The sequence below is a fragment of the Nocardioides sp. CPCC 206347 genome (assembly GCF_048654605.1).
Classification (GTDB): Bacteria; Actinomycetota; Actinomycetes; order Propionibacteriales; family Nocardioidaceae; genus Nocardioides.
This window is the reverse complement of record NZ_JBMCYZ010000003.1, coordinates 395,508-421,789: the sequence shown is the minus strand read 5'-3', so window position 1 is coordinate 421,789 and position 26,282 is coordinate 395,508. Positions and strand designations below refer to the sequence as shown.

At 70.5% G+C, this 26,282-nt stretch carries 18 protein-coding genes; 5 read left to right on the top strand and 13 right to left on the bottom strand.

Going from position 1 to position 26,282, the window contains the following annotated elements:
• The first annotated feature begins 214 nt into the window (after nt 1-214).
• The 3 genes from ACOACQ_RS13540 (at nt 215) to ACOACQ_RS13530 (ending at nt 3,423) form a co-directional block, all read left to right on the top strand.
• Nucleotides 215-1,417, top strand: coding sequence for a GAF domain-containing protein (locus ACOACQ_RS13540; RefSeq protein WP_420288498.1), 1,203 nt, complete (start codon nt 215-217; stop codon nt 1,415-1,417).
• 114 nt (nt 1,418-1,531) lie between these two features.
• Nucleotides 1,532-3,055, top strand: a complete 1,524-nt coding sequence (locus tag ACOACQ_RS13535) for an aldehyde dehydrogenase family protein (protein ID WP_378605926.1) — start codon at nt 1,532-1,534, stop codon at nt 3,053-3,055.
• Nucleotides 3,055-3,423 (top strand): DUF779 domain-containing protein, encoded by a 369-nt coding sequence (locus tag ACOACQ_RS13530; RefSeq protein ID WP_420288497.1) that lies wholly within the window; start codon nt 3,055-3,057, stop codon nt 3,421-3,423. Before ACOACQ_RS13535 ends, ACOACQ_RS13530 begins: the two co-directional genes overlap by 1 nt.
• 33 nt (nt 3,424-3,456) lie before the next feature.
• Here the strand turns inward: ACOACQ_RS13530 and ACOACQ_RS13525 are convergent, their stop codons facing one another.
• Nucleotides 3,457-7,851 carry a beta-L-arabinofuranosidase domain-containing protein gene (locus tag ACOACQ_RS13525; RefSeq protein WP_420288496.1) on the bottom strand — a complete coding sequence of 1,465 codons (4,395 nt, stop codon included), beginning with the start codon at nt 7,849-7,851 and terminating at the stop codon, nt 3,457-3,459.
• Between the two features lie 117 nt (nt 7,852-7,968).
• Between ACOACQ_RS13525 and ACOACQ_RS13520 the strand changes: the two genes are divergently transcribed.
• Nucleotides 7,969-8,115: a hypothetical protein gene (locus ACOACQ_RS13520; RefSeq protein WP_420288495.1), complete on the top strand. Its 147-nt coding sequence runs from the start codon at nt 7,969-7,971 to the stop codon at nt 8,113-8,115.
• A gap of 27 nt (nt 8,116-8,142) precedes the next feature.
• On the opposite strand, the gene pyk is transcribed toward ACOACQ_RS13520, so the two are convergent.
• From pyk to ACOACQ_RS13475, 9 genes are all read right to left on the bottom strand, one after another.
• Nucleotides 8,143-9,579, bottom strand: a complete 1,437-nt coding sequence (pyk, locus tag ACOACQ_RS13515; RefSeq protein WP_420288494.1) for a pyruvate kinase — start codon at nt 9,577-9,579, stop codon at nt 8,143-8,145.
• A gap of 8 nt (nt 9,580-9,587) precedes the next feature.
• Nucleotides 9,588-11,111: an L-arabinose isomerase gene (gene araA, locus ACOACQ_RS13510; RefSeq protein ID WP_420288493.1), complete on the bottom strand. Its 1,524-nt coding sequence runs from the start codon at nt 11,109-11,111 to the stop codon at nt 9,588-9,590.
• 60 nt (nt 11,112-11,171) lie between these two features.
• On the bottom strand, nt 11,172-11,849 hold the full coding sequence (locus ACOACQ_RS13505) for an L-ribulose-5-phosphate 4-epimerase (protein WP_378605941.1): 678 nt from the start codon (nt 11,847-11,849) through the stop codon (nt 11,172-11,174).
• On the bottom strand, nt 11,846-13,528 hold the full coding sequence (gene araB, locus ACOACQ_RS13500; protein ID WP_378606020.1) for a ribulokinase: 1,683 nt from the start codon (nt 13,526-13,528) through the stop codon (nt 11,846-11,848). Before araB ends, ACOACQ_RS13505 begins: the two co-directional genes overlap by 4 nt.
• Nucleotides 13,529-13,539: 11 nt before the next feature.
• Nucleotides 13,540-14,589: a LacI family DNA-binding transcriptional regulator gene (locus ACOACQ_RS13495; protein ID WP_378605944.1), complete on the bottom strand. Its 1,050-nt coding sequence runs from the start codon at nt 14,587-14,589 to the stop codon at nt 13,540-13,542.
• Nucleotides 14,586-15,593, bottom strand: coding sequence for a galactofuranose ABC transporter, permease protein YjfF (gene yjfF / locus ACOACQ_RS13490; RefSeq protein WP_420288492.1), 1,008 nt, complete (start codon nt 15,591-15,593; stop codon nt 14,586-14,588). Before yjfF ends, ACOACQ_RS13495 begins: the two co-directional genes overlap by 4 nt.
• Nucleotides 15,590-16,684, bottom strand: a complete 1,095-nt coding sequence (locus ACOACQ_RS13485) for an ABC transporter permease (RefSeq protein WP_378605950.1) — start codon at nt 16,682-16,684, stop codon at nt 15,590-15,592. Before ACOACQ_RS13485 ends, yjfF begins: the two co-directional genes overlap by 4 nt.
• A complete protein-coding gene (locus ACOACQ_RS13480; protein ID WP_420288491.1) occupies nt 16,677-18,236 on the bottom strand; it encodes a sugar ABC transporter ATP-binding protein in 1,560 nt (519 codons plus the stop codon). The genes ACOACQ_RS13485 and ACOACQ_RS13480 overlap by 8 nt, the downstream gene beginning before the upstream one ends.
• Before the next feature lie 103 nt (nt 18,237-18,339).
• Complete coding sequence (locus tag ACOACQ_RS13475; protein ID WP_378605956.1) at nt 18,340-19,329, bottom strand: ABC transporter substrate-binding protein; 990 nt, start codon at nt 19,327-19,329, stop codon at nt 18,340-18,342.
• A gap of 189 nt (nt 19,330-19,518) precedes the next feature.
• Between ACOACQ_RS13475 and ACOACQ_RS13470 the strand changes: the two genes are divergently transcribed.
• Nucleotides 19,519-20,412 carry a helix-turn-helix domain-containing protein gene (locus ACOACQ_RS13470; RefSeq protein ID WP_420288490.1) on the top strand — a complete coding sequence of 298 codons (894 nt, stop codon included), beginning with the start codon at nt 19,519-19,521 and terminating at the stop codon, nt 20,410-20,412.
• A gap of 17 nt (nt 20,413-20,429) precedes the next feature.
• Here ACOACQ_RS13470 and ACOACQ_RS13465 read toward each other — a convergent pair whose 3' ends face one another.
• The 3 genes from ACOACQ_RS13465 to ACOACQ_RS13455 all read right to left on the bottom strand — a co-directional run bounded on the left by ACOACQ_RS13465 (nt 20,430) and on the right by ACOACQ_RS13455 (nt 26,276).
• Nucleotides 20,430-21,440: an aldose epimerase family protein gene (locus tag ACOACQ_RS13465; protein WP_420288489.1), complete on the bottom strand. Its 1,011-nt coding sequence runs from the start codon at nt 21,438-21,440 to the stop codon at nt 20,430-20,432.
• Nucleotides 21,441-21,468: 28 nt separating this feature from the next.
• Nucleotides 21,469-22,506 (bottom strand): LacI family DNA-binding transcriptional regulator, encoded by a 1,038-nt coding sequence (locus ACOACQ_RS13460; RefSeq protein WP_420288488.1) that lies wholly within the window; start codon nt 22,504-22,506, stop codon nt 21,469-21,471.
• A gap of 74 nt (nt 22,507-22,580) precedes the next feature.
• A complete protein-coding gene (locus tag ACOACQ_RS13455) occupies nt 22,581-26,276 on the bottom strand; it encodes an immunoglobulin-like domain-containing protein (protein ID WP_420288487.1) in 3,696 nt (1,231 codons plus the stop codon).
• Nucleotides 26,277-26,282 lie beyond the last annotated feature (6 nt).

The window sequence follows — 26,282 nt, the reverse complement described above, 5'->3', positions numbered from 1 at the left end:
GACATGAACCCCGCACCGTAGTCGGGCGTGACATGCCTGTCAGGGGATTGGGACAGGTCTGTACGAACGGTTGGAAATCCCGGGAACGGCGCAATGCGTCCATCCCTTCGGGAGGTTCGCCACAGCCCCTCGCAACGTGGTTGCAACGTTGCCCGGGCATCGTCAGGAGCACGAGACGCTGGTCACACGGAGGGCGACGATGTCTACTGGAGCAATGACGGACGCCGAACCCACCCGGATGCGCGCAGAGGTGGCGGCGTCCTGGGAGCGCTCGGCCGCGGCGGGCGTCGACGTCACCCAGCTCGAGGCGCCGATCGCACTGGAGACCCCTGACCTGCGCGGCCTGCGCGAGGCCCATCCCCTCGCCCGCGTCTTCCCCCTCCTCGATGACGTCCTCGGCAACGAGGTCCGCGACTGTGGCGCCGTGATGGCGCTCGCCGACCACGAGGGCACCCTGCTCTGGGTGTGCGGTACGCCGGAGCGGCTCCGCCAGGCCGAACGGATCGGGTTCGTGGAGGGCAGCAACTGGGACGAGCGGCTGGCCGGCACCAACGCGCCCGGGCTCGCGCTGGCCACCGGCCGCGACGCGTTCATCACCCGCGACGAGCACTTCCGCTCCTCGGTGCGCTCGTGGAGCTGTGCGGCGACGCCGATCCACGACCCCGCCACCAGCCAGGTGCTGGGCGTCCTCGACGTGACCGGGGGCGACGCGATCGTCGTACCGCAGACCATGGCGATGGTGCGGGCCGCCGCCCGCCTGGCCGAGGCCGAGCTCGCCCGCCTCCTGCCGCCGCCTCCCACCCCGGAGCGCGCCACCGGCCTGCGCCTGGTGCTCGAGCTGCTCGGCCACAACGAAGCGCTGATCACCATCGACAACGGCCAGGGCAAGCTCAGCCGGCTCCGGCTGTCGCGCCGGCACAGCGAGATCGTCGCGTTGCTCGCGGCGTACCCGGGCGGTCTCACCGGCGACGAGCTCGCCGTCATGCTCTACGAGGAGGACGGCGGTACGTCGACGCTGCGCGCCGAGCTCAACCGGCTCCGTGGCCTGCTGGGCGAGGACCTCCTCGCCTCCCGCCCCTACCGGCTGACGGCCCCCGTGTCCGGCGACTGGCTGGCGGTCGAGGCGCAGCTCGCGGCCGGCGACCTCCGCTCCGCGATGCGCGGGTACGGCGGCCCGGTCCTGCCGCGCTCGACGGCACCGGGCGTCGTACGACTACGCGACGGCCTCGCCGCGTCGCTCCGCCAGGGGCTGCTCCGCTCGCAGGCGCCGGAGCTGATGTCGGCCTGGACCCGCTCGGGCTGGGGCCGCGACGACTACGACATGTGGCTCGCGCAGCGTGCCGTCGTGGCGCCGACGTCGCCGATGCGCGCCCTGGTCGAGGGGCAGCTCGCCCGCCTCGACCGCGACCTCGCCTGATTGAACTGGCCAAGCGGCTGACCGCCGTCAGACGCAACCAGTCCGCAACGTTGCCCTTCGTAACGTCGTGATCACCGTCACACAACGGCCCACCGACGACACCTGGAGGACGCCATGACCGTCTATGCAGCACCCGGACAACCCGACTCGCTCGTCACCGTCGAGTCCCGCTACGGCCACTACATCGGTGGCGAGTGGGTGGACCCGATCAAGGGTGACTACTTCGAGAACATCTCGCCGGTCAACGGCAAGCCGTTCACCGAGATCGCCCGCGGCACGGCCGAGGACATCGACGCCGCGCTCGACGCCGCGCACGCCGCGGCCCCGGCCTGGGGTGCCACCTCCCCGGCCGAGCGGGCCAACGTCCTCAACAAGATCGCCGACCGGATCGAGGAGAACCTCCTCCAGCTCGCCGTCGCGGAGACGTGGGACAACGGCAAGGCGGTCCGCGAGACCATCAACGCCGACCTGCCGCTGGCCGTCGACCACTTCCGCTACTTCGCCGGTTGCATCCGGGCGCAGGAGGGCGGGATCTCCGAGATCGACGCGAACACCTACGCGTACCACTTCCACGAGCCGCTGGGCGTGGTCGGCCAGATCATCCCGTGGAACTTCCCGATCCTGATGGCCGTGTGGAAGCTCGCACCCGCTCTGGCCGCCGGCAACGCCGTCGTGCTCAAGCCTGCCGAGCAGACCCCGTGGTCGATCCTCAAGCTGATGGAGATCATCGGCGACCTGCTGCCGGCCGGCGTCCTCAACGTCGTCAACGGCTTCGGCGTCGAGGCCGGGAAGCCGCTGGCGTCCAGCCCGCGCATCGCGAAGATCGCCTTCACCGGCGAGACCACCACGGGGCGGCTGATCATGCAGTACGCCAGCCAGAACATCATCCCGGTCACCCTCGAGCTCGGCGGCAAGAGCCCGAACGTGTTCTTCGACTCGGTCAACACCGAGAAGGACGCCTTCTACGACAAGGCGCTGGAGGGCTTCACGATGTTCGCCCTCAACCAGGGCGAGGTCTGCACCTGCCCGTCGCGCGCGCTCGTGCAGCGCAGCATGTACGACACGTTCGTGCCGGACGCGATCGAACGGGTCCGCGCGATCAAGCAGGGCAACCCGCTCGACGACACCACGATGATGGGCGCCCAGGCCTCCAACGACCAGCTCGAGAAGATCCTGTCGTACATCGACATCGGCAAGCAGGAGGGCGCGAAGGTCCTCATCGGTGGCGAGCGCGCGATCCTCGAGGGCGACCTCGCGGAGGGCTACTACGTGCAGCCGACCGTGTTCGAGGGCGACAACTCGATGCGGATCTTCCAGGAGGAGATCTTCGGTCCGGTCGTCTCGCTCACCAGCTTCGACGACGAGGCCGATGCCCTGAAGATCGCCAACGACACGCTCTACGGCCTCGGCGCCGGTGTCTGGTCGCGCGACGGGTCCCAGGCCTTCCGTGCCGGCAAGGAGATCCAGGCCGGCCGGGTGTGGACGAACAACTACCACGCCTACCCGGCCCACGCGGCCTTCGGCGGCTACAAGCAGTCCGGCATCGGCCGCGAGAACCACAAGATGATGCTCGACCACTACCAGCAGACCAAGAACCTGCTCGTGTCCTACAGCCCGGACGCGCTCGGCTTCTTCTGATGGATCGCGTGGCTGTGACCGGTGAGGCGGCGGAGTTGCTCCGCCGCCTCACCGAGGCCAACGGGCCGGTGATGTTCCACCAGTCCGGTGGCTGCTGCGACGGGTCGTCGCCGATGTGCTTCCCCGACGGCGACTTCCTGCTGGGCGACGCCGACGTCCACCTCGGCGACCTCGACATCGACCTGGACCGTCAGGTGCCGGTGTGGATGTCGAAGGCGCAGTTCGAGTACTGGTCGCACACGCACCTGACCATCGACGTCGTCCCCGGCCGGGGTGCGGGCTTCTCCCTCGAGGCGCCGTACGGCGTCCGGTTCCTGATCCGCTCGCGGCTGTTCACCGATGAGGAGTCCGCGGAGGCGGTCTCGTGATGGTCCGGGAGGTCGCGCTCCTGGTGCGCGACCTCACCCGCTGGTTGCTCTCCGCACCCGGATCGTCGTCCAGTCCCGACTCGGCGCGATCCATGACGCTCCCGCGTACCTGACCACGATCAGGTGCCGCCCGGACCGCCGGGGCCGCAGAGCGACCCGGGCGACGCCGTTGACCAGCGCCGGCCGGGCCACCAGCCGTCCGTTGTCGTACACGCTCACCCGGCCCGTCGCCACCAGTCCGGTCGCGGCGATCCGCGTCGTCACGATGACAGCCCGACCTCGCGGAACGACCGACCGTGAGGTCGTGACCGCCATCCGGGAGGCGCCGCGTCGCACGACGGCGGTTGCGGCGCTGTCCGCAGTCCCCGGTGCACGTCCGTCGACGGTGGCCGTCACCCGGACGGACAGCCTCTTGCCGACGTCGCCCCTGCGGACCTGGTACGACGAACCGGTGGCTCCCACGACGGGCGACCCGTTCGCGAGCCACTGGATCGTCCCGGACACACCCGGGACGTCCCAGGTGCCGATGGTCGCCTTCAGCTTGTGCCCCACCTGGGCCGTCCCCGCGATCGAGGGCCTCACCGTCGCGACCGGGGCAGGTCCGTCGCCCTGGACCACCGTGACCGTGTACGTCGTGGACGTCACGTGGTCCTGTGCGAAGGCCTGGACCTGCACGGTGGTCGGACCATCGAGCTGGAGCTCCACCGTCCGCGGCCGGGTGTCGTCGACCAGCACTCCGTCGACCTTCACCAGCCCGCTCGGGGTCCGCGGGTCCAGGTCGAGGTCGACCTCGTCGGTGCCTGCCGGCACCGTCAGCGTGTACGCCGCCACGTCGGGCGAGAACGCCGGCGCGAGGTCGCCCGGCTCGGCCGCCAGCGCGACCAGGCGGGCGTCGTCGTCGTACTCCTGCGGACCGGTGGTGGCCACGCCGAACACGCCGCCGGCCCAGCCGCCCGTCGACTGGAAGCGCACGGTGACGACCGGGATCTTCTGTCCGTCGCCGTCGAGCACCGGATCACCGTTGGCATCGACCTTCCACCGCGGGTTGTCCAGATGGGTCCGCGGGATCTCGTCGGTCACGAAGTGGAAGACGTTCGTCCCCGCGGCAGTCGTGATCGTCTGGGTCTTCAGCTTCACGTCGTTGAGGTAGACGTCGAAGGAGCGGCCCTGGTCCCCGGAGTAGTACCGGGTGCGCAGGAAGTTCTGCGCCTGGGCAGGGTCGACCTCCAGGTCGTAGCTGAACCAGCCGTCCGGTCCCGGAGCGTGCCGGAACTGGCGGCCGTTGAAGGTGCCGACCGACGAGGTCGACGACGCCTTGAGGTTCTTGGCGTTCTCGAAGTTGTTGTTGTCGAAGCTGTCGAGGGAGTCGATGACGATCTCGTCCTCGCGCAGCCGCTCCTTCGCGTCGAGGATCCGTTGCTGGGCGGCCGCGGAGTCCTTGACCTCGTAGCTGAAGTAGAGGCCGTAGCGCTCGTCGTGGCGCCGGTAGTGCGGCGTGAAGACGAGACCCTCCCCGTCGACGGTGTTGCGCAGCTCGAACTGGACCTGGCCGTCGGCGGAGTCGGCGACCCTGACCAGGTTGTCGGCGATGTCGTCCTTCCACGCCTGCACGGACTCCGCATCGAGGACGATCGTCTGCTGTGCCTCCGGATCCAGCGCCGGCACGCGAACCAGGATCCCCACCGGGTTGTACTTGTCCAGATCCCTGGTGCCGAGTCCGGCGCTGAGCACCGCCGGCCCGTACCTGAACGCGAAGAAGTCCGCGTTGTCGGGCGTCGCAATGACCTCGACCTTCATCGGCAGGCGGTAGGTGACCACGTCGCCAGCGACGAGACCGGTCAGGACGACGTACCCGTCGTCGATCGTCGGAGCGACCTCGGATCCGTTGACGGCCAGGGCCGGTCCACCGACCACCCAGTCCGGGACCCGCAGCCGCAGCTGGGCGTCGGCGGCGACCTGGCCGCCGGCGGCCGCCCCGATCCGGAAGGTGACCGTGTCGCTCGTGGGCAGGTCCGCCTCCTGGGTGACGGCGAGGTTGGTCTCCGCGTCCTCGAAGCGGGAGCTGAAGAACAGGTTGACCCAGACGCTGCGGGTGCCGGTGAAGTACATCGAGTCACCGAGCTTGGAGAAGTTCTCCATGCCGGTCCCCGTGCAGCACCAGAACAGCGTGTAGGGCAGTGAGTAGAGCTTGTAGTAGCCCGGCGCCATGGCCTGGAAGTACGTCGTCATGCCGGTCTCGGGGTTCTGCGACGACACGATGTGGTTGAGGAACGTGTTCTCGTAGTAGTCGGCGTACTTCACGTCCTGGGTGAGCTTGAACAGCTCGCGCGACAGCTTCAGCATGTTGTACTCGTTGCACGTCTCGCTGGTCTCCGCGTTGCCGGTCGCCCCCTTCTGCGCAGCGAACTCGTGAAGCGACTCCGGGTCGTGGAAGTGCTCGGCCTGGCTGTTGGACCCGGTCGCGTAGGTGTGGTCGTCGATGACGATCTGCCAGAAGTTCTGGGCAGCCTGGAGGTACATCGGCAGATCTGCCTTCTCCTGCTCGCTCAGCGTGGCGTACAGCTCCGGGTCCTGGGTGAAGACGGTGTAGCGCTTCAGCGCACCGATCAGCTTGGGGATCGTGGTGTTGGCGTGCTTGCCCGAGAGCACGTCCTGCCCGTTCGCGAGCTGCCGGAAGAGGCTGACCTCGTCGAAGGCCTCGGCTGCCTCCTTGAAGTGGGGGTTGCCGCCACTGCGGACGTACAGCTCGTAGAGCGCGTCGTTCATGCCGCCGTACTCCGTGCGGAGCATGACGCTGGTGTCGCTCAGCGTCGACACCCGGCCGTGGAGGTACTCGCCGAAGCCCTCCGCGATGGAGAGTGCCTGATCGCCGGTCGCTCCCCCGACGTACTTGTCGATGTCGAGCAGGCCGGCCAGCACCTTGTGCAGGTTGTAGTACGGCACGATGACCGGATCGTTCGACGCCCCACGCCCCTCGACGGCGTCCAGGGCGGTGTCGCGGAACGGGCCGACGTAGCCCTCGCGAACGGTTCCTGCGTAGGTCGCCTGGACCTCGGCGAGGCCGGCGACCGCCTGGTCGATCTCTGCACGGAGCGCCGTGCGGACGTCGGTGTCGGGGGTGCCTGCCCAGGACAGGGCCAGCGCCGACATGTAGTGCCCGAAGGCGTGGCCGCGGAAGTTGCCGCCCGTGCTGCCGTCCTCCCAGCCGCTGTAGCCGGACGCGGTGGGCGGGGTGAGCCCAGCGGTCTTGTGGAACCAGAAGAGGAACTTCCCGGAGTCCAGGCTGGTGAGGTACTCCTGCTCCTTCGCCGCCGCGTTGTTGAGGTAGTCGTCGTCGACCCGGACGCCGAGGCCGCTGTCCTCGAGGACCTCGCGAGGCGCCGGGACCACGACCACGAAGGTGCGCGTCACGGGATCGCCGTCGGCGTACCGGACCGTGGCGGTCAGCGTGACCTCGGCGTCGGCCTCGCCGTCGCCGGGCGGGTGCACCGAGCCGTCGGTGCCGATCACGTCCGGGTCGCTGGAGGCCCAGGTGATCTCCGCGCCGTTGGCGGCCTCGGAGGGCAGGGCGAGTCCGACCGTCGCCGTGTCCGGAACGTTGATGTCGTCGGCAGCGGCCTGCGCGAGGGCCTCCTTGTCGAGGCTCCCGCCGCCCTGCTCGTAGAGGGTGGCGACATCGGCGGTGCTCGCGACACCGGTGTAGAGACCGTACTGGTCGAGGGCGCTGGCCAGGAACGCGCCGTTGTACTGCGGGCCGTTGAAGCCGATCGTCTTCGGCAGGGCAGCCGTGCCGGTGATGACACCGGTCGAGGCTCCTGCGACGGGCTGGGCGACCTGGGAGGGAACCCTGATGCCGTTGCGGTAGAAGCTCGCCTGCTTGGTGGCACTGTCGTAGGACACCGCGACGTGCGTCCACTGGCCGGCGGGGAAGAACGTCGCCCGGTCGCTCGAGGTGACCCGCAGCTTGTACGGCTGCGCACCGCCGGGACCGACCGAGAGCGCCAGGGGCGAGCTGTTGCCCTCCGACGAGAGGTACCAGCCGTCGGAGTTGTAGGCCTGCTTGCTCCACGTGATCACCTGCTCGCCGGCCATCGCGGTGGCTGGCTTGAGCCAGAAGGACACCGTCAGCGCGGCCGGCTGGAGCGCGACACTGGTGCCGAGGTCCAGGTAGGTGCCACTGGTCAGCTGGAGGGCCCTGGAGCCGCTCGTGACGCCCTCGACGAAGGAGTACGACGGTGCGCCGCCACCCACCTTGCGCGCCTCGACCGGAACGGCCGCGCCACTGGCATCGACGAGGTCGTCCTCGAAGGAGAGCAGGAGGGCCGGGTGGTCGAGGACCGACGCAGCGGCGGCCGGTGCGGGCGGCAGCGCGAAGACCCCGACCAGGGTCAGCAGGATGGCCGCGACAGTGGCGACCCTGTGGGACATGTTCGACGGCATGGTTGCTCCACGGTCCAGGAAGTGATGGCCATCACAGTACTGTTAGCGCTAACATGATCGTCAAGGCCAGAATCGGATCAGTCCGAGAAATCGGGCTCCACACAGATGGGGGCTGAATGTGAACGCTCACGCAATGCACCGAGCCACGAGCGATCGGCGGGACTCGTGATCGCCCGCGAGGTGGTCCTGCTCGTGCGCGACCTCGCGCTGTGGGTGGTCCGGCACCCGAGCCGCGACTCGATGGTGCGGTAACACGCTGTCCACCGGGGAGCGTGAGCGTCAGCGCTGGCCGATCCGGTGGATCCAGAGCGCGTTGGTGGAGCCGGGGACGCCGGGCGGGCTGCCGGCAACGATCACGACCAGGTCGCCCTCCACGACGCGGCCGCTGCGCAGCAGCTCGTGGTCGACCTGCCGGACCATGTCGTCGGTGTCGACCGGCGGCGCGGTCGTGTAGGCCTCGACACCCCAGCTGAGGGCGAGCTGCGCACGCACCTGCGGGTCCGGGGTGAACGCCAGCACGGGGATGCGGCTGCGCAGCCGGGCGACCCGACGGGCCGAGTCCCCGGACTGGGTGAAGGCCACGACGTACGACGCCCCGACCCGCTCGGCGACCTCCTCGGCCGCCTTGGTGATCACTCCCCCGCGGGTGTGCGGGTCGAAGTCGATCCGGTCGAACCTGCCGAACTGCTGGCTCTCGAGCGCGTGGCGCTCGGTCGACGCGATGATGCGGGCCATCGTCTCGACCGTCGTGATCGGGTGGGCGCCCACACTGGTCTCGCCGGAGAGCATCACCGCGTCGGCACCGTCGAGCACCGCGTTGGCGACGTCGCTGGTCTCGGCACGGGTCGGCGCCGGGCTGGAGACCATCGACTCGAGCATCTGTGTCGCCACGATGACCGGCTTGGCGTTGCGGCGGGCCGCCACGATGACCTGCTTCTGGAGGAACGGGACCTCCTCGAGCGGACACTCCACGCCGAGGTCGCCGCGCGCGACCATCACGCCGTCGAAGGCGGCGACGATGGCGTCGAGGTTGGCGATCGCCTGCGGCTTCTCGATCTTCGCGATCACCGGGACGTGCACGTCCTCCTCGGTCATGATCGCCCGTACGTCGTCCGCGTCGGCGGCATCGCGCACGAAGCTCAGCGCGACGAGGTCGACGCCGAGGCGCAACGCGAAGCGCAGGTCGTCGGCGTCCTTGGCCGACAGCGCCGGGACGGAGACCGCGACACCCGGGAGGTTGATGCCCTTGTGGTCGCTGACCTGCCCTCCGACGAGGACCTCGGTCACGACGTCCTTGCCCGTCACCTCGACCACGCGAAGGCGGATCTTGCCGTCATCGATGAGGACGGGATCACCGGCGCGAACGTCACCCGGCAGGCCGTCGTACGACGTCGCGCAGGCCTCGCTGTCCCCGAGCACGTCGCGGGTGGTGATGGTCCACCGCTGGCCGCGGCGCAGCACGACCGGTCCGTCGCCGAACCGGCGCAGCCGGATCTTCGGGCCCTGCAGGTCCGCCAGCACCGCCACCGCGCGGCCACTGGCCTGCGCGGCAGCGCGGACCCGACCGTGGACCTCGGCATGGTCCGCCTGGGTCCCGTGGCTCATGTTGAGCCGGGCGACATCCATGCCCGCGTCGACCAGCGCCCGGACCTGCTGCCCGGACGCCGTCGCCGGCCCGAGCGTGCAGACGACCTTCGCGCGGCGGGATCGCTCCAACGTCGTCCTCAGATCCCCGACGCGAGGCGGTGGTAGGCCGCACTCCAGCGCAGCTCGCGCTGGAAGCTCCGCGGCGTCGTGTCGGCATCGATGACGGCGATCTCGACGCCCGTCATCTCCGCGAAGTCGGCGAGCACGTCGACCCCGATCGCCTTCGACAGGACCGTGTGGTGCGGCGCCCCCGCCGTCAGCCATGCCTCGGCCGAGGTGGCCAGCGACGGGCGGGGCTTCCAGACCGCGCAGGCCACCGGGAGGTGCGGCAGGTCCTCGTCGGGATCGACCACGTCGACCTCGTTCACGGTGAGACGGAACCGGTCGCCGAGGTCGGAGAGGCCCGCGACGACCGCCGGACCGGGGTCGGCGGTGAACCGGAGCCGGACCGGGTCCTCGCGGCCACCGATCGAGAGCGGGTGGATCTCCAGGGATGCCCGGTCCGCAGTGATGGTCGGGCAGACCTCGAGCATGTGCGCGCCGAGGATCTTCTCCTCGCCGGGGACCAGGTGGTACGTGTAGTCCTCCATGAACGACGTGCCGCCCGGGAGGCCGGCGGCCATCACCTTGGTCGCCCGCAGCAGGACCGACGTCTTCCAGTCGCCCTCGCCACCGAAGCCGTAGCCGTCGGCCATCAGTCGCTGCACGGCCAGGCCCGGCAGCTGCCGGAGTCCCCCGAGGTCCTCGAAGTTCGTGGTGAAGGCCCCGAAGCCGCCGCCCTCGAGGAAGGTGCGCAGACCAGCCTCGATCCGGGCGCCGTACCGCAGCGACTCGTGGCGGTCGCCGCCCGGGAGCAGCTCGGGTGCGATGGAGTACAGGTCGGCGTACTCGACGATCAGCTTGTCGATGTCGGCATCGGCCACTGCATCGACGACCGCGACGAGGTCGTTGACGCCGTAGGTGTTGACCGAGACCCCGAACCGCAGCTGGGCCTCGACCTTGTCGCCCTCGGTCACCGCGACATCGCGCATGTTGTCACCGAACCGGGCCAGCTTGAGCTCCCGCAGCTCGGCACGGCCGAGCGCGGCACGCACCCAGTCCTCGATCCGGCGCCGGACCACCGGGTTCTCGACGTGACCGGCGACCGTCTTGCGCGACACACCGATGCGGGACTGGATGTACCCGAACTCCCGGTCGCCGTGGGCGGCCTGGTTGAGGTTCATGAAGTCCATGTCGATGGTCGACCACGGCAGCGCGACGCCGGCCTGCGTGTGCAGGTGGAGCAGCGGCTTCTGGAGCGCATCGAGGCCGGCGATCCACATCTTGGCCGGGGAGAACGTGTGCATCCAGGTGATCAGCCCGACGCAGGCCGGATCGCTGTTGGCCGCCAGCATCTGACGGTGGATCGCGGCGGCGTCGAGCAGCACCGGCTTCCACACGATCCGCACCGGCAGCGGGGAGAGCTCCGCGAGCCGGTCGGCGATCGCGCGCGACTGGGCGGCGACCTGGTCCAGGGTCTCCGGCCCGTACAGCGACTGGCTCCCGGTCAGGAACCACACCTCCTGCACGGCGGCTGCATTGCTGGCGGGGTCGGTGCTCACGTGGTGCTCCTTGCAGTTCAGGCGCCCCGAGGGCGTCGTGGTGGTGGCGGTGGCCGCGCGTCAGCGCTGGCCGTAGACGTTCTGGTAGCGGTGGTAGAGGGCGTCGACGCTGGGCTGCTCGATCGGGATCGGCTGGCCGAGCTGCCGGGAGAGATGGACGGAACGGGCGACGTCCTCGCACATCACGGCGGCCTTCACCGCGGACCTCGCGTTGGGGCCGACCGTGAAGACGCCGTGGTTCTGCATCAGGACGGCAGGGGAACGGCTCTCCTGCAAGGTCTCGACGATCCCGCGGCCGATGGAGTCGTCGCCGATGATCGCGAACGGACCGACCGGGATCTCTCCTCCGAACTCGTCGGCACACATCGTGGTGACGCAGGGGATGGCCTCGCCGCGCGCGGCCCAGGCGACGGCGTACGGCGAATGGGTGTGCACGACCCCGCCCACGTCGGGCAGGTGTCGGTACACGTAGGCCTGCGCCTCGGTGTCGGATGACGGCGCGTGCTCACCCTCGACGACCCGCCCGTGCAGGTCACAGACGACCATGTTCTCGGGCGTGAGGTCGTCGTAGGACACCCCGCTCGGCTTGATCACCATCAGGTCGTGGCCGGGCACGCGGGCCGAGACGTTGCCCGCCGTCCACACCACGAGTCCGTAGCGCGGGAGCTCGGCGTGCAACGTCGCGACCTCGCGGCGCAGGGCGACGATCGACTGGGCGACATCGGTGACGACGCTCATCGGCCCACCTCCTGGTGAGTACGACGACCGGCAACGGCCTCGCGACGGATGGCCTTGAGCCGCCGCATGGCAGCGACACCCCGGCCGAAGTGGTCGTGCAGCTCGCGGTACTCCGCGAACAGCCGGTCGTACGCCTGGGCCCGCGACTCGTCGGGGACGAAGACCGCCTTGCGGACCCGGCCCATCGCCTTCGCAGCGGTCGGCACGTCGGCGTACGCCCCTGCCGCGACGGCGGCATGGATCGCCGAGCCGAGCGCCGGGCCCTGCTCCGAGTCGATGATCGACAGCGGCAGCCGGGTCACGTCTGAGTAGATCTGCATGAGCAGGGCGTTCTTCTGCAGGCCACCCGCGACGACGAACTCCTCGACGGGAACGCCGCTGTCACGGAAGGTCTCGACGATCACGCGCGTGCCGAAGGCGGTGGCCTCGAGCAGCGCGCGGTAGACGTCCTCGGGCCGGGTCGCGAGCGTGAGCCCGACGACCAGGCCGGACAGCTCGTGGTCGACCAGCACCGAGCGGTTGCCGCTGTGCCAGTCCAGGGCGACCAGGCCGTGTTCGCCGATCTCCTGGGCGGCAGCGAGGCGGGTGAGGTGCTCGTGGACCGACTCCCCCGCGGCCTGCGCCGCCTGTGCGTACGACGCCGGGACGGCGTTGTCGACGAACCAGCCGAAGATGTCACCGACCCCGCTCTGGCCGGCTTCGTATCCCCAGCGCCCGGCGACGATCCCGCCCTCGACCACACCGCACATGCCCGGCACCTCGCGGAGCACGTCGGCACTCATCACGTGACAGGTGGAGGTGCCCATGATGGCGACCATCTGGCCGGGATCGACCGCCTGCGCGGCGGGCGCGGTGACGTGGGCGTCGACGTTGCCGACGGCGACCGCGATGCCTTCGGGAAGCCCGGTCCAGGCAGCTGCCTCGGCCGTGAGCCGGCCCGCAGCCGAGCCCAGCTCGCCGATCGGGTGGGCCAGCTTGTCGTCGACGAAGCCGCCGAATCCGGGCGAAAGGGCCTCCAGGAAGTCGGTGCCCGGGTAGGCGCCGTCCTGGAGGATCCCCTTGTAGCCCGCCGAGCAGGCGTTGCGGACGTAGGTGCCGCACAGCTGCCAGACGATCCAGTCGGCGGCCTCGACCCAGCGCTCCATCCGGTCGTAGACCTCGCGGTCCTCCTCGAACAGCTGGAGGCCCTTGGCGAACTCCCACTCGGAGGAGATCAGGCCGCCGTAGCGTGGCAACCAGGCCTCGCCGCGGTCGGCAGCGAGCTGGTTGATCCGGTCGGCCTGCGGCTGCGCGGCGTGGTGCTTCCACAGCTTCACGTAGGCGTGCGGACGATCGCGCAGGTCGTCGAGCTCGGACAGCGGCGTGCCGTCGGCCAGGGTCGGGACCATGGTGCAGGCGGTGAAGTCGGTGGCGATCCCGATCACGGCGGCGGGGTCGATGCCCGCAGCCGAGATCGCTGCGGGGACGGCCGTTCGCAGCACCTCGCGATAGTCCTCGGGCACCTGCAGCGCCCACTCCGGCGGCAGCTCCAGCTCCGATCCCGGCAGGCGTCGCTCGACGACGGCGTGCGGGTAGGCGTGGACGGCGGAGCCCACCTCCGTCCCGTCCGACACCCGTACGACGACCGCACGACCCGAGAGGGTCCCGTAGTCCACGCCGATGGCGTACTGCTCGTCCAGCTGGCCCGGCCTCATGAGAGTGCCATCCCTTCTCGTGGTGCTGATGTTCGTTTCGTGCGGGGAGCAGCGGTGCTGGCCCGGACCACGAGCTCGGGGCCGATCAGCCGCTCCGGCACCGGTTCGTCCCCGATGGCCGATCGCAGGATCCGGATCGCCCGGCGCCCGACCTCGTCGAAGTCCTGGCGCACGGTCGTCAGCGGCGGGATCAGGTAGGCGGCCTCCGGGATGTCGTCGAAGCCGACGACACTGATGTCGCCCGGCACCGAACGTCCCGCCTCGGACAGCGACCGGAGCAGGCCGAGCGCCATCTGGTCGTTGGCGCAGAAGACCGCCGTCACGTCGTCGCGCGCCGCGATCCGCTGGCCCGCTTCGTAACCACTGCGGGCCGACCAGTCGCCCTCCACCTGCAGCTGCGGCGGCAACCCGGCGTCGTACATCGCCGTGCGGTAGCCCGCGAGGCGGCCGCGGGCCTCGGTCCAGGAGGACGGCCCGGCCAGGTGAAGGATCTTCTCGTGACCGAGGTCGATGAGGTGCCGGGTGCCGAGCACCGCTCCGGCGACCTGGTCGACTCCGACCGTCAGGTGCGCCTTGGACTCGTCGCCCTCGACCACGACGACCGGCACGCCCCGGCCCGCGTGGGCACGCACCGCGTCGATCGCGTCGTCGTTGGCGGCGATCAGCACGATGCCCTCGACGTCCTGGTCGCGCAGGTGGTCCATCGCGTCGGTGAACTCCTCGCGGCTCAGCACCTGAACGTTGACCGAGCTGACGAAGTAGCCCGCCTCGCGGCCGGCGGCCTGGATGGCTCGGTGCACGGTGCTCGGTCCCCAGAACCCGCTGCGGGAACCGATCACGCCGATGGTCCCGGAACGACGGGTGACCAGGCTCCGCGCGGCCGTGTTCGGCCGGTACCCGAGCTGTTCGATGGCGCGCTGCACCCGGTCGCGCGTCTCCGGGCGGAGGTTGGTCTGCCCGTTCACCACACGGGACACGGTCTGGTGGGAGACGCCGGCGAGACGCGCGACGTCCGCCATCACCGGTGTACGACGGACCTCGCTCATTTCTGACGCCGCGTCATGAGGCGCTGGACGACGACGAACACCAGGAGCAGCACGCCGATCGCGATCCGGGTCCACCAGGAGCTGAGGGTTCCGTCGAAGGAGATGAAGGTCTGGATCGTGCCGAGCACGAGGACCCCGATCAAGGAACCGACCACGTAGCCACGCCCACCGGTGAGCAGGGTGCCGCCGATGACGACGGCCGCGATCGCGTCGAGCTCCATGCCGACCGCGTGGAGGCTGTAGCCCGACAGCGTGTAGAGCGCGAAGAGCAGTCCGCCGAGGCCGGCGCAGAAGCCGCTGATGGCGTAGACCCCGACCTTGACGCCGGCAACGCGGAGTCCCATCAGGAGCGCCGAGGCCTCGTTGCCGCCCACCGCGTAGACGGTGCGACCGAAGCGGGTGCGGGCCAGGACGTACGCCGCCACCACGACGACCGCGAGAGCGATCACGACCGCCCAGGTCGTGTAGTAGCCGCCCGGCAGCTCGATCGTCTTGAACGCCAGGTCGCTGAACGTCGGGTCGGTGATCGGGATCGACTCGACGCTGATCAGGTACGTCAGCCCGCGCGCCAGGAACAGCCCCGCGAGCGTCGCGATGAACGGCTGGATCTCGAAGTAGTGGATCAGCAACCCCATCAGGGTTCCGAGCAACGTCGCGACCGCCAGCACCGCGAAGATCGAGAGGTACGGCGACCAGCCCATCTGGAGGGTCTTGGCCGCGATCATCGTGGAGAGCGCGACGACCGAGCCGACGGACAGGTCGATTCCGCCGGCCAGGATCACGAACGTCATCCCGACCGCGAGCACGATGAGGAACGAGTTGTCGAGCAGCAGGCTCAGGAACACCTGCGGGTCGGCGAACCCGTCGTAGCGGATGCCTCCGGCGCCGAACATCCCGACGAACAGGGCGAAGGTGACGATCACCGGGAGGAAGCGGGAGGGCGGCGAGTAGCCGCGCACCCGGTCCCAGAGCGAGGCCTGGGCGGGGACGGTGACGGCGCTCATGAATGCGCTCCCTTCGAGACGGCACGCGCCGGGCGTCGTACCCGGAAGGCGGAACGGGCCCGCGGCGACTGGATCAGGCACACCGCCACGACCACGACCGCCTTGAACAGGTAGTTGGCCTCGGACGGGATCCCGATGTTGGGGATGGTGCGGGCCAGGGTGGTGATGAACAGCGCGCCGACCACGGTGCCCAGGAGCGAGAAGCGTCCGCCGGTGAGTGCGGTGCCGCCGATCACGACCGCGAGGATCGCGTCGAGCTCGATCCACAGGCCCAGGCTGTTGGCGTTCACCGAGTTGGTGTTCGCGGCGATGATCAGTCCCGCGAGACCAGCGCACACGGCACCGAAGACGTAGACCGTCCAGATGATCGTGCGGGACCGGACCCCGGCGAGGCGGCTCGCCTCCGGGTTGATCCCGACCGCTTCGATCAGCATGCCCAGCGCGGTGCGCCGCGTGAGCACGGCCGTCAGTCCGACCATGGCCAGCGCGATGAGGAACGCCACCGGGAGCCCGAGGACGTAGCCGGAGGCCAGGTCGCTGAAGGTCTCGTTGTGGACGGTGGTGATCTGGCCGTCGGTCACCAGCATCGCGAGGCCGCGGCCGGCCACCATCAGCACGAGCGTCGCGATGATCGGCTGGATGCCGATGACCGAGACCAGGAAGCCGTTCCAGAGGCCGAGCAGGACGCACATCGCGAGGGCGATCGTGCACGCCATGATCGCCGTGGTGGCGGCACCCTCGTCACCTGCTCCGACGATCCGGGTGCACGCGACGGCACCGGCGATGGCGGCGATGGCACCGACGGAGAGGTCGATGCCGCGGGTGGCGATGACCAGCGTCATGCCCAGCGCGACCAGGAGGACCGGCGCGCTGTTGCGGGCGATGTCGATGACGTTGCCGTAGAGGTGGCCGTCCTGGATCCGCACGTCGAGGAACGACGGCGTCGCGGCGACGTTCACGACGAGAAGCGCGACGAGCGCCAGGACCGGCCAGAGCAACGGGTTCGCGAGCGCGCGGGCAACGAGCCCCGGTCGCGACGACGGTACGGCGGCCGGTCGGCCCGCCTCCGGCGGAGTCAGCGTGTCAGTCATCGGAGCCCTCCTCGGCACGGTGCCCGCCGGCGATGATCTCGAGGACGTCACTGATGCTGACGTCGTCGTTGCGGCGCTCGGCGATCTTGCGGCGGTCGCGCATCACCACGACGCGGTCACTGAGCCGGAGCACCTCTTCCAGCTCGGCGGAGATGAACACGACGGACATGCCCCGCTCGGCGAGCTCGGCGACCTTCGCCTGGATCTGCGCCTTCGCGCCGATGTCGATGCCGCGCGTCGGCTCGTCGAGGATCAGGACGTCCGGCTCGGTGATCAGCCAGCGGGCAAGCAGCACCTTCTGCTGGTTGCCGCCGGACAGGTTGCGCATCAGGGCCTGCGGATCGGCGGGTCGGATGTCCAGGGCCTCGATGTACTCGTCCACGAGGCGGGTGCGGGTGGCCTGGGGGATGGGGCGCAGCCAGCCGCGCGAGGCCTGGAGCGCGAGCAGCATGTTGTCGGCGACGCTCAGGTCGCCGATGACGCCTTCGGCCTTCCGGTCCTCGCTGGAGAAGGCGATCTTGCGGTCGATGGCGTGGCGCGGGCTGCGCAGGCGGCGCCGGTTCGACCGGATCTCCAGCGAGCCGTGGTCGGCGGTGTCGGCACCGAACAGCAGCCGGGCGAGCTCGGTCCGTCCGGACCCGAGCAGGCCGGCGACGCCGACCACCTCGCCGTCGTACAGGCTCAGGTCGGTGGCCTCGAGGGAACCCTTGCGGCTGAGGCCGATCGCCTGCAGGACCGGGGTCGCATCGGCGTGGGTGCGGGTGCGTGCGCTGTCGAGCCGGTCCAGCACCTCGAGGTCGCGGCCGATCATCAGCTTCACCAGCTCGAGCTGGGTGGTGTCGGCGACCATCCGCTCCTCGACGAGGCGACCGTTGCGCAGGATCGTCATCCGGTCGCTGATCTCGTAGATCTGGTCGAGGAAGTGCGAGACGAACACGACGGCCACGCCGTTGTCGCGCAGGCGCCGCATCACCTCGAACAGCTTCGCCACCTCGTCGGTGTCGAGGCTCGAGGTCGGCTCGTCCAGGATGACCACCCGCGCGTCGACGTCCACGGCTCGCGCGATGGCGACCAGCTGCTGGACCGCAATCGGATGATCGCCGAGCGTCGAGCGCGGGTCGATGTCGAGGCCCAGGCGCTGCAGGGTCTCCTCGGCGCGACGGTTCATCGCCCGGACGTTGATGCCACCGAGGCGCCGCGGCTCGCGTCCCAGCAGCATGTTCTCCGCGACCGTGAGGTTCGGGACCAGGTTCACTTCCTGGTAGACGGTGCTGATGCCGGCGGCCTGCGCAGCGGCGGGCGTGGCGAAGGAGTGCTCCTCGCCGCCGACCAGGATCGTGCCGGAGTCGATCGAGTAGACACCGGTCAATGCCTTGATGAGGGTGGACTTGCCGGCGCCGTTCTCGCCCATGAGGGCGTGGATCTCGCCGGGCAGGAGCCGTAGCGAGACGTCGTCGAGGGCACACACGTTGCCGAACGTGATCGAGATGTCGCGCATCTCGATCACCGGCGCGGCGCCCGGCTCACCCGCTGCGGGAGGCGTCGTGCTCACCGGGGGCTCCTCGTACATCGTCTTCATCGTTGCTCTCCGAGTTGGGACCGGCGGGTCGCGCCACTGGGGGGATTGGCGCGACCCGCCGGGCAGATGGGCTACCTCAGTACTTACGGTCCGCGAGTACTGCGGTGGCCTGCTCCTGGGTGAAGGTGCCTTCCTCCGTCACGACGCGCTCGGGCACCTCCTCGCCGGCGAGAACCTTCTCGGCGAGATCCATGAGCTGGTCACCGAGGAGCGGGTTGCACTCCACGATGAAGTTGATCTTGCCCTCGGACAGGGCGGTCATCCCGTCCTTGACGGCGTCGACCGTGATGATCTTGATGTCCTTGCCCGGGATCAGGCCGGCTGCCTCGATCGCCTCGATCGCGCCGAGGCCCATGTCGTCGTTGTGGGCGAAGACGACGTCGATGCCCTTCTCGGAGTTGAGGAAGGACTCCATGACCTGCTTGCCGCCGTCGCGGGTGAAGTCGCCGGTCTGCGACTTGGTCACCTCGATCTTCGAGTCGGTCTTGATGGCCGTGGCGAAGCCCTCCGCGCGGTCGATCGCCGGCGCGGCGCCGGTCGTTCCCTCGAGCTGGACGACGTTGATGTCGCCGTCACCGTCGACATCGGCGTCCGCGGCGTTCTCGACCAGCCACTCGCCGGCCTTCTCGCCCTCGAGCACGAAGTCGGAGCCGAGGAAGGTCTTGTAGAGCGAGGTGTCCTCGGTGTCGACCGCCCGGTCGGTGAGGATGACGGGGATGTTGGCCCGCTTGGCCTCCTGCAGGACGGTGTCCCAGCCGGTCTCCACCACGGGGCTGAAGGCGATCACGTCGACCTTCTGCTGGATGTAGGACCGGATCGCCTTGATCTGGTTCTCCTGCTTCTGCTGGGCGTCGGAGAACTTGAGCTCGATGCCGGCGGCCTTGGCCGATGCCTTGATCGAGTCGGTGTTCGCCGAACGCCAGCCGCTCTCGGCACCGACCTGGGCGAAGCCCATGACGATCGTGTCGTCGCTGTCGCTGCCCGAGCCGGAGTCGCTGCCACAGGCGGACAACGCGGTGGCACAAATGAGGACCGCGCTCGCGGCGGTCACGGTCTTCTTCAGCACTGGTTTCCTCCAACATCCCGGGGCCGTATCGCCCTGTGACCGGTGTCACTGGCATTGAGTGTGAGCGCTAACATTCTGCTTCGTCAAGGGGTTCGGGACCACCAATCCCAAGAAATGTGAACGCTCACCCTGCGGCCGCCGAAAACCCGGCCGCCGCCAGCGGTGGGCCCGGCACGAAAGGCACCAGCCGTGACCACGCTGCTGCGCACCGAGCGCGATCGCCGAGGCCTGCGGGCCGCCGACCTGGCCCGCGAGATCGGGGTCCATCCGATGTCGATCCTGCGTTGGGAGCGGCGGGAACGCCTTCCCGGGCCGGTGCACATCCATGCGCTGGCACGGGTCCTCGAGATCGAACCGGCCCGGATCGCCGGCTTCTTCGACGACCACCGGGCGGCCGAGCCAGCTGCGCACGTCCCGCCCTCCCACCGTGGCGCCGGGCTGCGCGCCCTGCGCCTGCGGGCGGGCGTGTCCGTCACCACCATCGCCGGTGCCGTCGGCATCCCCGCGTCGACGGTCTACAACTGGGAGGCCGGACGGGTCCGGATCCCGGAGCGCCACCTCCCCCCGCTCGCTGCCGCGCTCGACCTCACCCCCACCGGCCTGGCTGCTCGCCTGGCGGCGCCCGCGAGACCCGTGCCCACGCTCGGCGCCCCCGTGAGTCCGCTGCGCCGCCTGCGTCACCGTTGTCGCCTCAGCCAGTCCCGCACCGCCGCAGCAGCGGGAATCGACCGGCATGCACTGGGCGCCTGGGAACGCGGCGAGAGCACGCCACCACTGGCAGCGCTGCGCCTCCTCGGTCGCGTGTACGGCGTCCCGGTGGACACCGTCGCCCGGGCAGCCGGCGTGCAGCCGCCCCACCTGCTCGACCGGCGCCAGTGGCAGCCGGGGGACCTGCCGGCCATCCTGCGCACCCTGCGGCAGTGGACGGGCCTCACCCAGGGCCAGCTCGCCGCACGCTGCGGCTGCAGCTCGGCAGCGGTGCGCACGTGGGAGACCGGCCGCACCTCACCCAGCGCCCGGCTGCTCGCCCGCCTCGAGCACGCCTTCGGCCTGCCGGCCGGGGCGCTCGCCGTCACCCGCTGACCCCGCGAACAGTCGCGTCAGCAGGCGGAGAAGACCCACGCCATCCGGGACCGATAGGTCTCACCGGGCCGCAGGACGGCTGATGGCCAGTCCGGGCCTGCCTGTCGGTTCGGGCTGTCCGGATGCCGTTGCGGCTCGAGCGCGATCCCGTCGCCCTGACGAAGCATCCGGCCCTCCCGGTCCAGCGCCGAACCGTCGAGGAAGTTGCCGGTGTAGACCTGCAGCCCGGGCTGGTCGGACCACAGCTCCATCCGGGTCCGGGTCGCCGGTCCTTCGAGCACCGCCACCGGACGCCAGCCCCCTCCGTCGACCACGAAGTTGTGGTCGATCCCGCGCGCCGAGCGCACCTGCGGGTGGTCGGACCGTACGACGGCGCCGAGCGCCGTGGGACGGCGCAGGTCGAACGGCGTGCCGTCCACCGGCTCGTGCGCACCGATGGGGATCGAGGTGTCGTCGACCGGCGTGTACGCGCGAGCGGGGACCGTGAGTCGGTGCTCGTCGATGGTGCCGGCGCCGTGCAGGTTGAGGTAGGCGTGGCTGGTCAGGTTGACGATGGTGCTCGCGGTCGTCGTTGCCGTGAGCTCGAGCTCGACGGCGTCACCGGACACCGAGTAGCGCGCCCTGGCCGTGAGCTCGCCGGGGTAGCCCGCGTCGCCGTCCGGGCTGACCAGCTCGAGCACGACGGCGTCCTCCGACTGCTCGACCACGCGCCAGGTGCGCGTGTGGAACCCGTCGGGCCCGCCGTGCAAGTGGTGGCCGCGGTCGTTGGTCGGGACGCTGAAGCCGGTCCCGTCGAGGATCCAGCGGCCGCCGGCGATCCGGTTGGCGTAGCGCCCCACGATGCTGCCGACGTAGTCCGGTGAGGAACGGACGGCGGCGCCGTCGGCGAGGCCGAGCGCGACGTCGCGGCGCACACCGTCGCCACCGGTCACGACGAGCCGCTGGACCGTGGCGCCGACATCCAGGAGATGGAGCTCGGGGCCGGGTGCGCGGCCGATGACGACGGGGGGACGGGGCACGGCGGTCACGATGTGAACGCTAACATCCGCCGCATCGTCAACGGGCCCGGGCAGGTCCCGACGAGGCGCGGACGACGAGCTCCGGTGCCGCGAGATCGACCATCGGGCGGTCCTCGCCGCCGAGCGCCCGCACGGTCAGCTCGACCGCCCGGCGACCCAGCTCGGGAAAGGCCTGCACCACGGTCGTGAGCGCGGGCCAGTAGAAGGCCGATTCAGGGACGTCGTCGAAGCCGACCACGCTCACGTCGTCGGGCACGGACCTGCCTGCCTCGTGCAGCGCCTTGAGCACGCCGAGCGCCATGGCGTCGTTCCCCACGAAGATCGCCGAGACGTCGGGGCTCCGCGCGATCCGCAGCCCGGCGTCGTACCCGCTTCCTGCGGTCCAGTCGCCCGCGAGCTCGGGCCCGGGCAGGAGGCCCCGGGCCTCGTGGGCCTGCCGCCAGCCCTCCCGTCGCTGGGCCGCCTCGGTCCAGTCCGTCGGCCCGCTCACGTGGGCCACGCTGCGGTGGCCGAGGTCCAGCAGGTGCTCGGTGGCGAGCCGGGCGCCGGCGACCTGGTCGATGCCGGCAGCCATGACGTCGCCGCGGCAGACGCCCTGCACCAGGACGATCGGGATCGGCAGCGACAGGCTCCGCACCAGGTTCAGGGCGTCGCGATGGGCGACGGCGACGACGATCGCCTCGACGGCCTGGTCCAGGAGTCGGTCGACGGCGTCGCGCAGCGCGTCCTCGGACAGCTCGAGGACACCGACCACCGCCACGTCGTAGCCCGCTTCGCGTCCGGCTTCCTGCACCGCCGCGGCGATCATGCTGGGGCCGTAGAGCGCCAGGTGCGCCGACACCATCCCGATCCGGCCGGACTGGTTGGTCGCAAGGAGACGGGCGGCCGCGTTGCGGCGGTACCCCAGCTCCACGATCGCGGCATGCACGCGCTCGCGGGTGTCCTCGCGGACCAGCGGCGAGTCGTTGAGGACCCTCGACACGGTCTGGTGCGAGACACCGGCGAGCGCGGCCACGTCCGCCATGCTCGGCGAGCGCCGGCGACCGGCCTCGCGTTGACTGCTCTCCGCCACCATGGCGGCCACCCTAGAACAATCGGCGGCCGCCGCAGGGCATGTTGGCGAGCGCTCACAATCCGCGCGCTCCGCGATCAACGCACGCGCAGCCCCTGCACGGCCGTCGATCCGCCGAGCAGGGCGGTGCCGACCACGGTCGCCTGCACCGTCCAGCGCCCCGGGCGCAGTCGCGGCAACCGCCAGGCGCCACGCCCCGAGCTGTCCAGGGCCAGCGTGACCCGCCGGACGACCCTGCCGTCGCGGCGCAGCACCAACCGGATCCCCGGGACGTCGACTCCGGCCGGGTCGGTGACGACCCGAACCCGGGCCACGGCGTGTCGACCGGCGCGATCAGGTGCGATCACCCGCAGGGACGTGGCCGACCGGGCTGCTGACAACCGGAGCGTCACGACGTCCTCGGCAGCACGATGGGTCGCGTCGCCGTCGTACCGGATGACGACGTCCTTCAGCCCGACCCCCGCGATCCGTTCGGTGTCGATGACGATCCGCGCCCGGCCGTTGGCCAGGTTGGCCGATGCCAGCACCTTGCCGCCGGCGATGGCACGGACCGATCCCGTCGGCACGCCGTCCGGTGCGGTGACCCGGACCGAGATCGGGACATGGGTCCCGCGTCGGACCGTCGTGTCACCCGCAACGGCGGTGACCGCCGTCGGGACCAGGGCATCGCCCACCGCAGGCACGACGAGGGTGTTCGTGTCCTCGACCGTGCCGGCCCGGTCGACCGCGCGGTACTCCACGTCGACTGCGGCGTCGCCCACCCCCACCGGTCCGTCGTACGACGTCCAGTCGGCGCCGTCCAGGCGGTACTCCACCCGCTCCACACCGGAGCCGGCGTCGGCCGCCCTGACGCCCACCGTGCGGTCCGCGCCCACCGTGGCCCGGCTGACCGGGGCCTCGGTGTCGATCCGCACCCGCCCGGTCACCACCGTCGACACGTTCCCGGTGACGTCGTGGGCCCGGGCCCGCACCTCGTGCGCGCCTTCACCCTCGACGACGAGCGTGGCGGTGTCGCCGGCGGCCGGCACCCAGGCGCCGCCGTCGACGGACGTCTCGACCCGTTCCACCCCGGTGTCGTCGGTGGCCGAGACCGTGGCGCTCGCCGGTGACGTCACCCACCAGTCCTGCGCGCCGTCGGCAGCGGAGGCGATGGTGACGACGGGATCCTCGGCGTCGGTCACCGTGACGGTGGCCACCGGCCGGTCGGACGAGCCGCGGCTGACCGTGCCCGTGACGGTGAACGTCCCTGCCCCGTCGTACGACGTCGGGTCGATGTCGTCCCAGGTGACGGCGACCTGCCCGCTCGACCCGTCACCGAGGCTCGCGGCGACCGTGCCCGGCAGGTTCGGCGCCGTTCCGGCGCGGGTGGTCACTGCGACGTCGGAGACGTCCTCGATCAGGAGCTCGGGCTGGAAGCCGCCGCGGAGGGCGTCGAGCTCGGCCTGGGTCACCGGGATCACCGTGCCGTGGCGCGGGCTGCTCGGCAGGTCGGCCGTCGGCACCGACGTCCAGCTGCCCGAGGCGATGTCCTCGGTGGTGAAGGCGAGGTAGCCCTGGCCGCCGTGGTAGCTCGGCTGGTCGATGAAGAGGTACCACCGGTCGGGGTCCTCGTTGTCGCGGAAGACCGTCGGGCCCTCGCCGTTGGTGAACGTGCCTCCCCACGGGTTCGGCTGTCCGACGCCGACGCGTTCCTTCACCAGCTGCCAGCCGGGGGCGGAGGTCGTGGTCGGGAGGGATCCGCTGACCGTGGCCCGCAGATCGGTCGACCGCTCCTGGCGCGGCGTCATCGACGCCTCGTCCTTCACCACGCGGTAGAACGTGTCGCCGTCCTTGACCACGGTCGCGTCGATCATGCCGCGGCCGGTGCCGCGCTTGACGTCGATCCACGGCTGCGGGTCGGAGAAGGTGACGAAGTCGCGCGTGGTGGCGTACAACATCTGCTGGTACTGGGTGTTGATGTCGCGGCCGGCCACGTCGGTGGTGGGGTAGAGCGCGGACGCCCAGTAGACGACGTACTCCCCCGCCTCCTCGTCGTAGAACGACTCCGGCGCCCAGGTGTTGCCGGCGAAGTCGGAGGACACCTTGATGTGCCGCTGGTCGGACCAGTGCACGAGGTCGGTGGACTCCCAGACCTCGATGTACTTGCTGCCGCTCTCCTGCGCCTGGCCGAAGTCGACGGCCGGATAGGCCTTGAGGTCGGTGGCGAGCAGGAAGAACCGGTCGCCCTCGTGGCTGCGGATGATGAACGGGTCGCGCAGGCCCTGCTCGCCGAACGCCGACGACAGGACGGGGGCACCGTCGTTGAGTGCGTCGTAGGCCAGCGGGTCGTTGCCCTGGCTGGCGCCGAGGTGGATCTTCTCGCCGTCATCGGTGCTCTCGCCGGCGAAGTAGGCGAACGCGTAGCCCTCGTAGTCCGGCGCCGCGGGCGCGGGTTGCACGCGCACGACGATGTCGCGGGACGCCGTCGCCGTCCCCTTGGTGCCGGTGACGGTCAGGGTGACGTCGACGGCGGCAGCGCCGTGGGCCGGCCGGGTGACCTCACCCGTCGCGGAGACGACCTCAGGCGTGCTCGACGACCAGGTGAGGGCGGTGTCGTCCGGGCCGGACGACGGCAGGGCGAGATTGCCGCGCACGTCGTCGGGGTGCACGAGCTGCACGGCAGCAACGGCCGCCTGGGCCTTGCCCTCGTCGTCGAGCTCCTCCGGCGACACGGTCACGTCGAAGGTCCGGACCCGGGTCCCGGTCCCACGGGTGAGGGTGGCGGTCAGCGTCGCCGTCGCCGGGGCGGATCCGTGCGCCGGTCGCACCACCACTCCGGTGTTGCCCACCGTCGCCGGGTCGCTGCTGCTCCAGGCGATCGACGTGGTGCTCGAGGCACCGGTCGCCGGCAGCGCCAGGTTGGTGACGACGGCACTCGTGTCACCGAGCGTGAGCGCAGCGGCGTCGGCGTCGAGGGCGGGGGCCACGGCGTCGGCGGCCAGCTCGGCCGACTCGTCCGCCGTCAGGACCCTTGAGTAGAGGCGGAAGTCGCGCAGCTTCCCCTTGAAGGACAGGTCGCCGGAGTACGCCGACCGTCCGAGCTGGTTCAGCGTCGTCGTCCCGTCCGGGGTACCGAGCAGGCCGGGGCTGGTCGTGACGTTGGCGTTGGTGGCCACCAGGACGCCGTCCTCGTAGAGACGGGCAGTCCCGGGCGCGCCGACGGCGCCGCCGTCGATCGTGTACGTGACGTGCTTCCACGCGCCTGCCTGCAGCTTCGTGGACCTCGACGTGCTCTGTTCCGACGCGAAGCCGGCCTCGGCGATGGTGGAGCGGTAGCGGCCGCTCGAGTCGTTCGTGGTGAACAGGTAACCGGTGCCGTTCGGGTAGGTCGCGCTGTTCCCGAGGTTGTACATGAACCAGTTGCCGGACAGGGTCGGGTCGACCCAGACGTCGAAGTCGACGGTGAGGTCGTCGGCGCCGGCCAGCAGGTTGTCGGGCAGCTTGATCGCGTTGCCCGAGCTGTTCGAGCCGCCGGTGAAGGTGAATCCGTCACCGGAGTTCCAGCTCGCCGTCCCGGTGACGGTGCCGTTCCGTCCATTGCCCGAGGAGTCGGCAGCGACGGTGCCGCTGGTCTCGTCCAGCTTCCAGCGCCCGATGAGTCCGGTGTCCGTGTCGACGGGCTCTCCGGCCCGGGCGGGCAACGGGCCGGCCAGGGTGGAGGAGGCCGCCACCGCTGCGACGAGGGCCACGAGGGCACCGCGCCAGTGGCGCCGGGGCGTGGTTCGAGAGGTCACTGTCAT